The sequence below is a fragment of the Rhodococcus koreensis genome, assembly GCF_900105905.1.
Classification (GTDB): Bacteria; Actinomycetota; Actinomycetes; order Mycobacteriales; family Mycobacteriaceae; genus Rhodococcus_F; species Rhodococcus_F koreensis.
This window is the reverse complement of the sequence record NZ_FNSV01000006.1, coordinates 25,477-40,951: the sequence shown is the minus strand read 5'-3', so window position 1 is coordinate 40,951 and position 15,475 is coordinate 25,477. Positions and strand designations below refer to the sequence as shown.

Annotated in this window: 12 protein-coding genes; all 12 read left to right on the top strand. The window is 66.0% G+C overall.

Annotated elements, in window-relative coordinates:
- The first annotated feature begins 29 nt into the window (after nt 1–29).
- Nucleotides 30–272, top strand: a complete 243-nt coding sequence (locus tag BLV94_RS50120; protein WP_174705583.1) for a hypothetical protein — start codon at nt 30–32, stop codon at nt 270–272.
- A gap of 3 nt (nt 273–275) precedes the next feature.
- On the top strand, nt 276–455 hold the full coding sequence (locus BLV94_RS50115) for a hypothetical protein (protein WP_174705584.1): 180 nt from the start codon (nt 276–278) through the stop codon (nt 453–455).
- 784 nt (nt 456–1,239) lie between these two features.
- Nucleotides 1,240–2,028, top strand: a complete 789-nt coding sequence (locus BLV94_RS46245; protein WP_072951079.1) for a ParA family protein — start codon at nt 1,240–1,242, stop codon at nt 2,026–2,028.
- Nucleotides 2,028–2,465: a hypothetical protein gene (locus BLV94_RS51335; RefSeq protein WP_244163936.1), complete on the top strand. Its 438-nt coding sequence runs from the start codon at nt 2,028–2,030 to the stop codon at nt 2,463–2,465. The genes BLV94_RS46245 and BLV94_RS51335 overlap by 1 nt, the downstream gene beginning before the upstream one ends.
- Before the next feature lie 187 nt (nt 2,466–2,652).
- A complete protein-coding gene (locus BLV94_RS46235; RefSeq protein ID WP_072951078.1) occupies nt 2,653–3,828 on the top strand; it encodes a DUF2637 domain-containing protein in 1,176 nt (391 codons plus the stop codon).
- Nucleotides 3,828–5,708, top strand: a complete 1,881-nt coding sequence (locus BLV94_RS46230; RefSeq protein WP_371851621.1) for a hypothetical protein — start codon at nt 3,828–3,830, stop codon at nt 5,706–5,708. The genes BLV94_RS46235 and BLV94_RS46230 overlap by 1 nt, the downstream gene beginning before the upstream one ends.
- On the top strand, nt 5,708–6,505 hold the full coding sequence (locus BLV94_RS46225; protein WP_072951077.1) for a hypothetical protein: 798 nt from the start codon (nt 5,708–5,710) through the stop codon (nt 6,503–6,505). Before BLV94_RS46230 ends, BLV94_RS46225 begins: the two co-directional genes overlap by 1 nt.
- 178 nt (nt 6,506–6,683) lie before the next feature.
- On the top strand, nt 6,684–8,672 hold the full coding sequence (locus tag BLV94_RS46220) for a cutinase family protein (RefSeq protein WP_072951076.1): 1,989 nt from the start codon (nt 6,684–6,686) through the stop codon (nt 8,670–8,672).
- Nucleotides 8,673–8,808: 136 nt separating this feature from the next.
- On the top strand, nt 8,809–9,582 hold the full coding sequence (locus BLV94_RS46215) for a TnsA-like heteromeric transposase endonuclease subunit (RefSeq protein ID WP_244163935.1): 774 nt from the start codon (nt 8,809–8,811) through the stop codon (nt 9,580–9,582).
- On the top strand, nt 9,582–11,669 hold the full coding sequence (locus BLV94_RS46210) for a helix-turn-helix domain-containing protein (protein WP_072951074.1): 2,088 nt from the start codon (nt 9,582–9,584) through the stop codon (nt 11,667–11,669). The genes BLV94_RS46215 and BLV94_RS46210 overlap by 1 nt, the downstream gene beginning before the upstream one ends.
- Entirely contained in the window at nt 11,666–12,793 is a 1,128-nt protein-coding gene (locus BLV94_RS46205) for an AAA family ATPase (RefSeq protein WP_072951073.1), read from the top strand. Before BLV94_RS46210 ends, BLV94_RS46205 begins: the two co-directional genes overlap by 4 nt.
- Nucleotides 12,790–15,405: a TniQ family protein gene (locus tag BLV94_RS46200; protein WP_072951072.1), complete on the top strand. Its 2,616-nt coding sequence runs from the start codon at nt 12,790–12,792 to the stop codon at nt 15,403–15,405. The genes BLV94_RS46205 and BLV94_RS46200 overlap by 4 nt, the downstream gene beginning before the upstream one ends.
- The last annotated feature ends 70 nt before the right edge of the window (nt 15,406–15,475 follow it).

Below are 15,475 nucleotides of genomic sequence, written 5' to 3'. Positions count from 1 at the left end.
GACACGGGCGTGCCCGCACCGTCCGCTCGGTGGGCGAGACGACCCTGACCGTGCGCCCACAACGGGTGCGCTGCCGCGACTGCGACGCCGCCACGCACATCCTGTTGCCTACCGCCCTGCAGGTACGCCGGGCCGACACAACCGAGATGATCGGGAATGCATTGGCTTACAAGGCGAACGGCATGGGATTCCGGAGCATCGCCGAACGGATGGAACGCCCGGAATCGACCGTGCGCCGGCGGCTACGCCGCACGACTGGTGAGCATCTGTAGCGGTTGCTCGCCGGGGCAACCGAGCGACTGGCCCTCGTCGCCCGCGAAGCGTTCGAAACCATCCGATTCGTCGGGAATCCGCTCGGGGACGCGCTGTTCGTCTTCGGGTTCCCCGATCCGCCGTGGGATCTGATTGGGATCTACACACAGGGATGTCTGCTGTCCCCACCCCGCAGCGGCTGACAGAACCGTCCCGTCCGGTCTTGCCGTGCCGTGCCCGGGTGCGTCCGTCATCGTGCCGATCGTCGGCGTTCACAATGACGCACAGCAGTCACCGTGCCGACGAGCCCGTCAGCCTGCCGAGGAACGGCGACACCTGCGTCGGCAAATTCCGTGACGCCAGTCGTCTGCATCCTCAGCGACGGCCAACACCTGCTGAGGGTGCGCTCCGCTTGCGAAGCCTGCGCCTGGAACAGCCAAGGCGTGGGGAGATTTCTGCGCGAAGGATGCCCCTACAAGACGGCGGCTTCTGAAGCGGTATCTGACCTGGTGCTCCGCATCGTCTGAAGATCTCCGATGAGCAAAGAGCAGCCGTAGTCAGCTGCTGTTTTGTGAGATTCCGGTAGCTGAGCAGAGCTGAGCAGAGCAGAGCTGAGATTTCCTTACGTAACCGCATGTCACTGCAGGTGAGCAAAGAGTAGCTGCTGTTTTGTGAGATTCCGGTAGCTGAGCAGAGCAGAGCTGAGCTGAGCTGAGCAGAGCTGAGATTTCCTTACGTAACCGCATGTCACTGCAGGTGAGCAAAGAGTAGCTGCTGTTTTGTGAGATTCCGGTAGCTGAGCAGAGCTGAGCAGAGCAGAGCTGAGCAGAGCTGAGATTTCCTTAGGTAACCGCATGTCACTGCAGGTTATATGCCCTTGCGCTACATATGATCTGACTAGTCAAGGGAAGCAAAGATATGGGCACTAGTTATAAGCTAATATAAGCTTATATAAGTACCCATATGGGAATAGGAGAGGGGAGGAATATGACGATCACTGCGATCGCAAACCTCAAGGGCGGAGTCGGAAAAACCGTGGTCGCTGGCGGTCTCGCTCATGCCGCTGCCGCCACCGGCCGGACGGTGCTGCTGGTTGATGCGGACATGCAGGGCAACTCCACGAAGCACCTCACCGGCTACACAACATCTGAGCCGTCGCCTCATTCGCTCGCGGATGTCCTCGACCGCCAGACGGATCTGGCGATGCGGGATGCGATCGTCGCCGCGCGACGGGATGGAATTCACGTCGTCCCGTCAGGCTTTGCTGAACTTCAAGCAGTCTCGGACCAGCTCGGCACCAAGCCCGGCGGGGAGATGTCCTTTGCACGGGCTCTTAAGCCAGTGTCCGGCGACTACGAGCACATCCTGATCGACTGCCGCCCGGCGATTGACCTCGTTTCCCGGAGCGCCCTGTACGCCGCCGACAATCTCCTGATCGTCGTCAATCCGGAAGACGATGCAGTCGACGGCCTCAATTCGATCCAGGCAGCTCTCGAAGACCTGGCCGAATACATGGACAAGGTTCTCCCGGTCGCGGGGATTGTCATCAACAAGCTCGACGGCCGTCGCAAAGATCACGCGGAGGTCATCGACTACCTCAAGGAATACGGAGAAGCGGACGGCATCGCACTGCTTGGCGACCCGATCATGCACAGGGGAGATATCTCCAAGCTGACCAACGTCGGTATGGGTTTCGACGAACACCCAGCTAATCCGGTCTGGTCCCGCAACCTCCACAACAACTTCATCGAGATCCTGGAGAAGGTGGCACTCTGATGAGCAAGATCCCCCAACCTGCCCGACCCGTCCCTCGCAGTACGCGCAACACGTTCGCTCAGGCCGCGGCAACGACGACCGCAACGCCAGAGGCCGTTGCGTCAGAGTCGACCGCAACGTCGTCTGACTCGCCCGCAACAGTCACTCGCTCTGCAACATCGCCTGCAACGCCACGGCAACGCAAGGCCGCATCGGCGCCAGCGAAACCGGCAACAGAGAAGAAGCGCAAGGCCCAGACCACCGACATTCTGCTGTCGTTGGAAGAAGAACTGAAGGACCGCATGGTCGCCGCACTCGAACACACCCGTCCCCGCACCGGGATCAAGAGCCAGCAGGTGTTCATCCGCACCGCGATCGATCAGCTGTGCACCAAGCTTGAAACCCAGTACAACAACGGCGAGCCCTTCCCTGCGCCCGCCGACGAGATCGCCATATAACCCCTATGGGCAGGCAGCGGCCATATGGGCTATATGGCGCAACGTTGCGCCGAAGCGAATATGGCATCTGCCAGCACAAACAGCATTGCGTAGCAACGGCCGCAACGGCCGCAACGAGAGAGACCCCGCCGGGGCCTAGCCGGCGGGGCCTCATCGACCGGGACCCCGTGGAAGGAAACCCCGATCTATGAATGACCTTAATCTCAAGGCCGCACGAATCCAGCTCCGCGCCCTGATCGCGGCCCTGGTCGTTGCGATCCTTATTGCGGTGGGCATCACGGCAGGTGCCTTCGTACTGTCCTTCGCCGTGCTTCGCGACCTCGCGTTGCAGGCCACCTTGCCATACTGGCTCACCTGGATCTTCCCCGCGATCGTCGACGGCGCAATCTTCGGCGCAACGATTGCCGTCGTTGCACTCAGCAAGATCAGCGGCAGCTCGGCAGGCAAAAGGTTCTTTCTGGGACTTGCGATCGCCGTCGTCCTGATCAGTGTGATCGGCAACGCCGTCCATGCGTACAAGGCGGCCGAGATCTCCGCACGCAACGTTGCGGCCGGCATCAACCTGGGCTACTTACCGCTCGCACCCACCGGGGCCGCTCTCATTGCGATCATCCCGCCCCTGTTGGTTCTGGCCTTCACCCACGGTGTGGGCATCCTCATCAAGGCAATCGGCACCGCCCACAGCGAATACGCAGAGGTCGTCAACGCAGCCCGGCTAGTGCCCACAATCGCCGACAACACCCCGGAGTGCAACGTGGAGACCGTCCACAATCCTGCCTCGGTGCGCTACCGAGCAGAATCCATTGCGCGCGACCACGACGTTGCGCAGGCATCGGCCGTTGCGTACTCGCCGATTGCTGAGGCCGCCGACCCGGCGGCGCTAGCAACATCGGCCGATGCCGAACTGTCGGTCGAGGACCAGACCACCATTGCGGCCGACACGCAGCCTGTTGCGCAGGTCTCCGAACCGATCGTTGCGGACGTTGCGGACGTTGCGGACCTGGGGGAGTGGGGCGTTGCAGGCAATGCGCTGGACGGGGGCTCCCAGGAAATCTTCGTGTTGCCGGACGAGGAGCAGACCATCGAGAACCTCCTCAACTTCATCAACTCGTGCGATGACTTCGAGCCCGTCGTCAAGGAGACAGCGCGTCTCAGGATCACCGAGAACCTCAGCTACGCGGAGATCGCGACGATTACCCGGGCCAAGGCGGCATCCACCGCAATGCGCCGCTTCGTCAAGGTCGAGCAACGCGCTGTGGACGCCGGATTCCGAACCCCGCCGCTGCCCGAGGTCGACGACGCGACCGATACCCGCAATGCGGCAACGCCCGAGCAGCAGTACACGTTGGTGGGCGCACGCTGATGTCCCACCCGGGCAAAGGCGGCGACGATCAGTTCACGCTGTTTGACCTGACCGTCGGCGAGGCGGGCGAGGAGGAGATGCCGACGGACGTCGGTGCAGCAACAACGAGCACCGAAACCGACGTTGCGGTGCAACATTCACCCGTTGCGGACGCAACACGAGCCGACGTTGCGCTCCAAGAGGTCGGCGACGAAGCAGCATCGGAGGCGGACGCAACGGACGCCGGTGTTGCCGACGATGCAGCCGAGTCGGTCGCAACGCCGATGCCAGTGTGGGAGGCGTTGCCGGTGGGGGAGGAGGCCGACGGGCATGCGTTGATCGTGACCGCGGCGGGAACGTACACCCCGTCCGGGCGGGAGTTGACCGGGCCGGTCGATTCGGTGGAGAAGCTGGACAAGCTGATCCGGTGGGCCGCCCTGGCCCCGTTGGGGGCCCCGCCGCAGGTGTGGATCGTCGGGCAGGGTGCGTGCGAGGCGTTGGGGTGGGTGATCGACCCCGGCTCCGAGGAGGACTTCGACGACATGGAGGCGCTGCGCGTGCGCGCCGCCGCGGAGTTGACCGCGGTCCTGCAGGCCACGCTGACGCCGATGCTGAATGCGGGGTGGGAGCTGCGCGGGGATCCGGGACATGTGGTGCACCTGTCCCGCACCGTCGGGAAGTTCACGACGATGGTCGATGTGGTGATCGAACCGTATGTGTGGACGTACTGGAACAAGGACTTCGGCTGGAACAACCGGGTCGGCGAGATGGGCATCCTCGGCTCACCCACGGCCGGAACGTATCTCTCGGACGACGACCTCCCCGCGGCACGGGAACTCGGCCGCCGGATTGCGTGGTCCGCGAAACACCTCGGGGTGCTGCCCGGGCCGACACCGGCCAGGACGGGGGCCGCGATCGTCGACAAGATCAAACGGGAACGCACCCGTACGGGGAAGGGCCTTCTGGTGGCGACCGCGGGCCCGGTGCCACCCCTGGACGGCGCCCCACGCGGGGATCTCGAACCCGCGGTCGGCTGGACCCGGATCCCCGACGAGCAGGACCTCGACGGCACGAGTCGGTTGGTGTCCATCGACCAACGGGCCGCGTACCTGGCGTCGGCCGGGATGCTCGAATTCGGCTACGGGCAACCCACCCACCTCACCGGCGGGGCGGCGGCCGCCGCGGCGGTCGGGGACAGGGGTGCCCCGTTCGGGCTGTGGCGGATCACCCTGCCCGCGGGGCAGACCCTCTCGCCGCCGGAGAAGTTGCCGTTGCCGCACCCGCACATGCTGCCCGATCAGCCGGTGCAGACCTGGGTGACCTCGGTCAGCCTCGACGGCCTGTGCGCACCGGTCGCGGACGGCGGTATCGGCGCCGACCGGGGCGACCTGGACATCACCGAGGCGTGGGTGTTCCCGCGGCAGGGCCGCGTGTTGGACAAGTGGGCGAAGATCCTGCGCGAGGCCCGGAAGGTCGCGGTGGACACCGACGACGCCCCGATGAGACGGTTCGTCGGGTCCTGCTACAAGGGCTACATCGGGCGGATGGTGAACCCGGACATGTGGACCGCCACCCGAATGGCGCATCATCACCAGCCGGTGTGGCGGGCGGCGATCATCGCGCACTGCCGGTGGCGGGGCCGGCGGGTGGCGATGCGGATCGCCCGCGAGAGCGGTCGGTGGCCGGTCCGCACGATCACCGACTCCTGGGCGTATCTGCTGGCCGATGGTGAGGACCTCGCCGACCCGAGCGAGGCGTTGGGGAAGATGTCGGTGGAGAAGGACACACTCCTGTCCGACACCCTGCTGGCCGACCTGACGTCGGCGCAGGATGTGCACGAGGTGAAACTGGTGATCAGGTCGGCGTTCGCCGACGGCGACGAGGACGAGGACGCGTACTGATGGCCCTGCACCTTCCGAAGCCGCGCACCACGAAACCGCCGCAGCAGGCGGTCGGTCTCGACGGCCTCAAGGTGACGGTCGCGGCCGCGGCGACCACCGGGGTGGAGAAGTCGAAGCAGGTCAAAAGCGGGGGACTGGCCGGGCTGACCAGCAAGGTCTCCGTCGCACAGTTACGTAAGGAGCTGGGCAACGAGGGTTTGCGGCAGGCGGCGATCGATGCCGGCCGCACACCCCCGTCCGATAGGACGTTGCGGCGGTGGGCGCAGCAGGGCCGCATCCCGCATGCGGATGTGCTCGAGCGTGCCCAGCGGCGGGCGGCGATCGAACGCCTCGGCGGCATCGACGCCGTTGCCGCGAAGATCGGCCGGTCTCGCTCGGCGGTGTCCCGGTACCGGTCCGGGGACACGAACGAACTGCGGGCGGACGCGAGCAAGAAACTGAAAACCGTGAAGGCGCAGGACATCATGAAACGGGCCGGGGTGTTGCGGCCGGACGGAACCCCGAAGCGGGCGGTGATCCGGGTCAGGGGCGGGGTGATGGTGCGTAACGGTGCCGATGAGGGTTACGACTACCGGGTCCGGACCCTGGACTTCGCGAACTCCGACACCCCGTTCAGCAGTGACGAGTCCCGGGAACTCGCCGCCGCCCTCGCGAACGACGATCACGCTCGGGTGGTGGCCCTGCTCGAGCGGCACGCCACCCTCGACTACCCGGAGAACAAGGGCTTCAACACCTACAGCGACCAGTTCGGATTCCACTTCGACCACATCGATTCCGTCCACATCGACTGGATCTAATTTCAGCCGCGGCCTCTCAGGCTGGGCAAACTGAGTTATCCACAGGGCTGCTAGAGATTTCCGCGCCAACTCACGACACTGTGCCCCTCACCTCGACGTGGGCGTGGCCGGCTGGGACAGGCGGTACTGCCTACCGACAGGTGAACCACCACTTGTCCGCCGGGTAGATGAGGTGTCGATGCCTGCCACACGTCCGACCGCTCGCCGCGTACTCGCCGCACTGGTGACCGCGACGGTCGCCACCGGAACGGCCGCGCTGACCGCCCCCGCCGTCGCACACGCCGACCCGGCGGGGTGCGCCGCCACATACAACCTGTTCATCCCCGGAACCTGGGAAACCAACGAGAACGCGGATCCTTCGGTGCCGGTCGGCATGCTCAAACCGATCGCCGACGCCATCACCTCTGCCCAGGGCGACCGGGCCGAGGTCTACACCCTCCCGTACATGGCCCGCGCGTTCGACAACGGCCACACCTACGCCGACAGCAAGTCCGACGCACGCGCGAAGGCGGACAACGTGCTGTCCGAAGAGGCAAGCAGGTGCGCGCGAACGAAGTTCACGATTACCGGCTATTCCCAGGGCGCGGACGCGGCCGGCGACCTGGCCTCCGCCATCGGCAACGGCAACGGCCCCATCCCACCCGAGCGAGTACTCGCAGTCGGGCTGTTGGCCGACCCCGGTGCCGGCACCAAAGGCGCCGCTGTCGTCGGTCCGCGCTCGACCGGGACCGGCATTGCCGACCCGCGCCCGCAGGGGATGGGCAAGCTCTCGGGGCGCGTCGCCTCCATCTGCTACTCCGGCAAGGACCTGTATTGCTCGATCCAGAAGGGCTCGAACCCCCTGCTCGGATCGCTCGGCTCCATCCTGAGCAAGTCACCGAGCACCGGTGCCGACACTGCGGCAGGCGGGAATTCGACCCTTGCTACCGCATTGACCTCGGATTTCTCCAAGGCCGACCTGCCCGGGATCAGCGCGAACACCACGTCGCTGGCGCAGCAGAGCAGCGCGAACACGATCGACGTCGCCCAGGTTGCGAAGTCCGCCACCTCGCTGATGAACACGCTCACACCCGTAGCCGATCTGATTGCGAGTGGCGCCGCGAACTCTGCAGCCACCACCCAACTGACCACCGCAGCGCCCGGCACGGCAGAGCACGCCGCCGGCCAGGTCCTTGGCGTCGCCTCGCGAACGGATCTGTCGAGCGCACTGACCACCGCGGCGAAACTGGCGGACACCGCGTCGTCGCTGATGCAATCGGGGACCACCACCCTGCCGTCCGCCTCACCGGACGCGACCGCATTGTCCACCGCAGCAGGAACGCTGAGCACCCAGGTCGCACCGCTGGCCGCCACGCCCGCCGACGCGCTCTCGTCCGCCTCGAGTGTGCTGTCGGTGCTCAAACCGAGCGTCGTCGTCGGCCAGGCGCTCAACGTGGTGACGAACGTGACCGCCCTCGACCTCCCGGGCATCCTCCGCAACCTGACCGTGCTCCCGCAGAAGGTCGCCGCCCTCGACGCACGCGGGGCACACCAGATCGCAGGGGAGCTGAACAACCAGGTCTCGCCGTTGGTCCGGCTGGCCGCGGGCGTCGACCTGCGGTGGGTCTCCCAGATCCTCTCTGTCATTCCGGATCCCACCGGGTACACGCAGATCGCCGCCCTGGTGACCTCGATCCTGGGGAACGTCGACATCGTCAGACTCGCCAATCTGGTCGGTCAGATTCAGGAAATAGCCTGGGCAGCCGTCGAAAAGCTGCTTCCACCCCCTGGACAGGTACCTGACCCGCTCGGCGCCGGAGCGGCAATGACCGGGCTGCTGCCGGTCGGCCTCGATCTTGCCTCCGTGGCGGTGAACATGCTCAGCGGGAAAGCCACCAAGACCGACGTGGCGCTCCTGGGCAAACAGACGAACACCGCCTCCCACGCGATCACCACCCAGGCACAGAACGTCGACCTCCCCGGCCTGACCGGATCGTTGACCACGATGGCCAGCTCCCAGGGCGCAGACGACCTCGCCGCCCTGGTCGGAGAAGGACTGAACGCCGCGAGCTTCTTCACCTCCGGTGCGCACACCGACTACGGAAATCTCGTCGTCGACAACGCCGGCCGCAGCGCCATCAAGTGGCTCTCAGACTGGCTCAACCTACAAATCGGCCGGGCCGCGTGACCCGCCTCCGACACCGATGTAGGGTCTCAAAATCGACTGCCCATTCTCGAAACGGACCGCACTTCTGATGCACTTGTGCAGTTCGAGTGAGACACGCCGACTCGGTTCCAACGGCGATGGTTGGGACGGTGGCAGCGTGCATGTCGAAGGGTTGGTAGTCGGCGAAGGGCAGCCCATGGCTGATGCAACGGTGGCCGGGTCCGCGGTGGTGAAGTTTCGTCGAGCGCTTGACGGCCAGATCGAGGAGATGGCCTGGGACGATGTCACCACGGATCGATTGTCGTCGGCAGCGCCGTGGAGAACCTTCCGATGGCATGACAACCAGCAGCATTATTCCGGCGCCTATTGGTCAGCAACCGAGCGCGGCCACGTCATCTACGAGTCGCGGCTCGAGCTCGCGCATCTTCTTTTCGCGGATTTCGATGATGAGGTCAACCATATTGTCGCGCAGCCGTTCCTGATCACGATGACGGTGGACGGTCAGGTGCGCAAGCATGTTCCGGACTACCTGCTGATCACCGATACGGGCCCAAAAATTTTGGATGTCAAGCCACGAGATCGGCTGTCCAAACCCAAGGTTCGATTCACATTCGGATGGACCCGCGCGTTGGTCGAAGGGCGGGGATGGCGGTTTGACGTCGGCAGCGAGCCACCCACCGTACAGCTCGATAACGTGCGATTCCTGTCGGGCTTCCGACGAGACTGGTTATTCGATCAAACCCTGATAGGTGAGCTTCAGGCACACGATCTACACGGCCGAACGATCGCGGATGCATGTCGAGCATTGCCCGATCACCCTGCACCGCTGGTTCGTTCGGCCATCTTCCATCTTCTTTGGAGGCGTCAGTTGTTGGTCGACCTGACTCGTCCGCTGCGCCCGTCTCGGATCCTGACGAGAAGGGAGGGGTGATGCAGCGGGCTGGCGTTCGGGTGGGTGTCGGCACCCGGTTCGTCCTCGACGGTGAGGCTGCCGAGGTTGTCGAAGTCGCCGCGAACGACCATGGCGTCAGTGTTGGTCTCCGGATCGGTGCGGGCCGGCGAATGGTGATACTCGGTTTACGTGAGCTGCTGGACTCCGGCCGGGCCCGGCCCATCGCAGATTGTGGTGATACCTCGGCGGATGAGCGCGGAGAACCCGCGAGCATCATCCTTGCCGAGCTGTCGGCAGTTCAGCGGGCGAGGGTGCTGGAGCGTGCGGGGCATATCAGGGAGGTGTTGACCGGATACCGCGCTGGGAGTGTCGAACTGGCCGCGGCCGGTGAACCCCGGACCGCATTCGATCCTTGCCTGCCGTTGACCAGACGGTATGAGGCCAAGGCCGCCGAACTCGGTGTTGGAGTCCGCACCATCAAGCAGTGGGTTTCGCTGTTCCGGTCCGACGGCGAGGCTGGGCTCGCGCCCAAGCCGTCGATGCGCAGGGGCGTGGTGGGTAACTCGGACGAGCGGTGGGTTGAAACCGCGCTGGAGGTGATGGTCGAGCATGTGGACCAGTCGCGTCCGTCGCGGACGATGGTGATCGCGCGGACCAATGCGCGGGTGGCGGCGCGGTTCGGTGAGGGGGTGGTGCGGATGCCGTCGCGGGCGACGGCGTTTCGGGTTCTCGAGCAACTGGAGCGGAGGCAACCGACGTTCCGGCTGAGTACGAAACGGAACCGTGATATCGCCGCTCGACCGGCGGGGGTGTACGGGAAGCTGCGGCCGACCCGACCGGGGGAGTACCTGCTGATGGACACGACCCGGCTCGATGTGTTCGCGGTCGATCCGGTGACATTGCGGTGGGTGCAGGCCGAACTTACGGTTGGGATGGATTGGTACACACGCTGTGTCGTCGGGATCCGGGTCACGCCGGTGTCGACGAAGGCGGTGGATGCGGCCGCGACGTTGTATCAGGCCTTCCGGCCGCGACCTGCGGGCAAGGACTGGCCCGCGCATGCGGTCTGGCCCGAACACGGCATTCCGCGGTCGCTTCTGGTCGATGTCGAGGCGATCGACGGGCCGATGGCCGGGGCGGCGTCTCCGGCGATCGTGCCCGAGACGGTCGTGATCGATCACGGCAAGATCTACGTGTCGGAGCATTTGACCAGCGTGTGTCAGCGGATGGGCATCTCGATTCAACCGGCGCGGCTGCGGACCGGTCGCGATAAGGGGCCGGTGGAGCGGTTCTTCCGCACCCTCCGGGAGGACCTGCTGCAGGCGCTGCCCGGGTACAAGGGTCCGGATGTCCATTCGCGGGGTCTGGCGCCCGAGTCGGAGGCCTTCTTCTACCTCGACGAGCTGGAGGACATAATCCGGGAATGGGTGGCGGTGGTCTATCACCATCGCCCGCATGAAGGTCTGCTGGATCCGCATCTGCCGACCTTGGAGTTGTCGCCGGCGATGATGTTCGAGCACGGCATGGCGCGCGCCGGGTACATCGAGGTGCCGCGCGATCCGGATCTGGCGTATGAGTTCCTCCGGACGCACTGGCGCACCATCCAGCACTACGGTGTCGAGATCGCGGGGCGCCGCTACAACGGCCCCGGACTCGACCCGTACCGGAACGTCACGAGCGGTTACGGCGGGGCGGCGCACGGGCGGTGGCCGATTCAGGTCGACTCCGACGACATCACCCGCGTCTACTTCCGTGATCCCGACTCGCGGCGGTGGCACACGCTGGAATGGGAACACACTCCGTCACTGCAGATGCCGTTCAGCGAGGATGCATTGGTGTTTGCGCGCCGGTTGGCGAAGGAGAAGTACACCTATCCCGACGATCGGATCGCGGTCGCCGACCTGCTCGAGCGCTGGAGCCTCGGGCTCGGGTCGAGCATGCAGGAGAGACGGATGGCGTTGCGGCTCTCCCGCGAGCACACAGACCTGGAGATGACGACCGCGGTGCCTTCCGCAGAGGTGGGCGACGACGACAGCGACGACGAGCTGGACCTACCCGGCGGCGATCCCGGTGCCGGCCCGATCGACGAGGACGACTTCTACGCCGAAGCGCTGGAGGACGTGTGAGCGGCGATGCCGACGAAATCACCGACGCCGAAAGGCGGTTGGACAACCTCACCCTTGCCCGCAAGGAGGGATGGCAGCGGTTCGCCACCGCTCCGACGCGGACTCAGCCAGAGGTGATGACCCGACAGCAGATCACAGCGCTGGGTGAGGCCGCGCGAGCAGAGTACGACCGGGCACGGCGGATCTGGCACGCCAACCTCGGCCCGCTCAAGACGCCGCAGCTGGCCGAGTTGCATGAGGACCTATGGGACATCGTCGACAGCAACTGCCAGGACGGGGACAAGGCCAAGGGGGCGGTCGGGATCGATGCCCTTCCGGGGCTCGGCAAGACCACCTCGGTGTTGGCGTTCGCGAGGGAGTTCCACTGCCGCGAGATCGGCGACTTCGGTACCCGGACCGCAGCCGGTCACGAGCGCTGGCCAGTGTGCCGGGTGGGACTGACCGGGAACACCGGGATGAAAGAATTCAACCGGGCGATGCTGAAGTTCTACGCCCACCCGGGCACCGAGCGCGGCACCGCCGCGCAGCTCGCAGACCGCGCACTCGACTGTGTACTGTCCTGTGAAACAACGTTATTGGTGGTAGATGACCTGCATTTCCTGCGGATGCGGGCCCAGAGTGGAGTCGAGATCAGCAACCACTTCAAGTACATCGCCAACGAGTTCCCGGTCACCTTGATCTTCATCGGCGTGGGGCTTGCCGCGCGTGGCCTATTCTCCGAAGGCTCCTCCTACGCCGAGGCGGTGCTCGGGCAGAGCGGGCGTCGGACGACCCCGCTGGGCATGCGCCCGTTCGTCGTGGACACCGAGGTCGGGCGCCGCGAATGGCGACAAATCCTGCTTGCCCTCGAACAGCGTCTCGTGCTGGCCGACAAACACCCCGGCATGCTCGCGGACCACCTGTCGGACTACCTGTTTACCCGATCGACCGGGCACATCGGTTCGCTGATGACACTGATCAACCGTGGCTGCCAACGCGCTGTCCGCACCGGCGCGGAGCGACTCGACGTCGAGCTGCTCAATCGGGTCCGGGGCGACGCGGCCGCCGAGAAAGCGCGCCAGGAACTGCAGGCGGCCGTCGCGGCCCGGCGCATCACCACAACCCCGATGCGGGAAGCGGTGTGAACGCGAACCGCACACTGCCCATCCGGTTCCCGCCCCTGCCGGGCGAGGCGCTCGACTCGTGGCTCGAGGCGATCGCGCACCGCACCCGCACCGCATGGGCGGACCTGACCGCCGCGGTCGCACTCACCCCGCCGACGCCCGGGGGATTTCGGCACAGCGATTGGGCCGCGTTCTTGAGCGGCGACGAAGCGGCGGGGATCGCGGCCGCCACCGGCGTCGATCCCACGACGATCGAGGCGATGACCTTGGCCCGCTTCGACGGAACCGCGGTGGACATCGACCGCGCCCGGCGCCGCGTGGTCTGCACGTTCCCCTGGAGCCGGCCGCACGGAGCGCGGTACTGTCCCGACTGCCTCGCCGAGACCGGAGGGCGATGGCAGCTGCAGTGGCGACTGGGTTGGGCGTTCGCCTGCACCATTCACCGATGCCTGCTCGCCGACGGCTGTCCCCGCTGCTTCCGGCGCCAGCGCGGGCAGCCGACCCCCGGCGACACCATCCCGGATCCCGGGCGCTGCGGGCGCCCGGCCCGTCGGCACGGCGGCGCCTCGGCGCCTCCGCGCTGCGGCGCCGATCTCACCCGCACCGACGTAGTCCGCTTCCCGGCCGGCCACCCGGTCCTGGTCGCACAACAGATCGTGTGCGACACCATCGCCGCGGGCACCGGATCGTTCGGCGTGTACGCCGAACGGCCGCTGTCGGCGCGAGAGACCCTCGCCGACGTGCGCACCCTCGCCGCACGCGCGCTGTGGCACGCACGTCATGAGGACCTCGCCGCCCGACTACCCGCCGAACTCGCCACGGCCTACCGACAAGCGAAGGCGACCAACGGATCCCGTGACTGGCCCAACCCGCCGGACAAACCCGGATCCTGGGCGCCGACACACGCTGCGCTGGCCGCGGCCGGCGTCACCGTCGCTCTGCAGGTGCTCGATGCACCCGACATCGCCTCCGCCGGTGATCGGCTGCGGTGGCTGATGCGCGGCGGCCACCACAGCGGCCTGGTCATCACTCCCAAGACCGTCCGCTCGTGGGGCCGCGACACCAGCGCAACACTAGAAGCGGTGCAGCTGAGCGCACTGACCCCGCTGCTGCAACCGGTCCACCAACTGCGGTACCGCACCACCGCCGACTATCCACGCCATCCCGAACCGGACGAGCGTCGCGCCGACCGCATCCTCCGCCGCCTACCCACCCTGCTCTGGCCACAATGGTCCCTCCGATTCGCGCTGCCCGGGTGCGGTCACACCGAGACCAGCGCGGCACTCGCCATCGCGACCCTGCTCGTCGGATCCCGACTCACCCGAACCACCGCCGCCGACATGCTCGGCGCGGCGGCAACACCGCACACGGTCTCACGGATCCTCAGCCACCTCGTCGCGCACCCGCACTGGCCCGACGCCAGTGCCGCCCTCCTCCGCCTCGCCGATTACCTCGACATCACCGAGGTGCCGATCGACTACGCCCGCCGACGCACCCTGAACTACGAGAACCTACTCCCCGACGAGCAGTGGACCGACATCTGCCGGCGCACCCTGACCCCGCCCGGGGACGCGACCAAGACCGATGTCATCCGACGCTGGCTGTTCCAACGCCTCAGCGGCCTGCCCGCCCACCGCGCACCCAGTGCCAACAGTAACTACGCAATCCCCACGAAGCTCGCCGCGCTGCCGCGCCACCTGACACCCGGCCTCGCCGCACACCTCGAGCACACGGCCCGGCAATTCCTCACCCACCACGGCCTCGGAGAGGAACCGATCACCTGGCACCCACCCCTCGACCTGATCTCTGGATTAGACTTGCCCGCAACCGATCCGGAGGCCATCGACATCACCACCCTGCACCGACTGATCCGATACGAGCGACGTTCCTACTCCGCGGCCGCCGACCAACTCGGCACAAGTATCGACACCGTTCGCCACCTCCTCGGAACCCACCCCGCCCCAGAATCGGCTGCCCAGCTCCGCATCCGGGGCCACGCATCCGCGCGAGCACGCGCCGCACTTCCCGAAAACACATTCATCGAGCTCTACCACCGCCAGAACCGCAGCCTACGCGAGATCGCACGCAGCCTCGACGTCAGCAAAGCGACCATCGCGGCCCTCGCCCGCGACTACAGAATCGAACTACGGCGACCACAACCACGACCATGCATCGTCATCGACAGAGACTGGCTCCACGACCAATACGTCACCCGCGGACACACGCTCACCCAAATCGCCCACGAGACCGGTGTCAACCGCGGCACCATCAAACGCTGGCTCACCGTCCACAACCTCCCCTGCCGAACTACCACCGACCGCGGCTGCCGTTCCGCCGCCGGAGTAGTGCCGACTCCTACCCTGCTCCGGCCGGCACTGGTCCGCCCCTACGGCCGTCAACGACTTCAACGCTTCATCACGGCAACCGAACACCGGACTATCGATGCCGCAGCGCGCACCATCGGAATCAGACCGTCCACGTTGACAATCCAGATAAGGAGGCTCGAACGAGAACTCGGTGGCGAGCTCCTGGTTCGTGCTCATGGACACCACCCGATGAGCCTCACCCCACTGGGAGCGGAAGTACTCGCCGTAGCCCGAGACCTTGAAGTACCCATACTCGCGCCGCTGTAGGAAGTGTCGCAGATCGGAGACACGCGAAGTGGTCACGTCGTGAGACAGAAATCGATCGCACCTGGTCAGT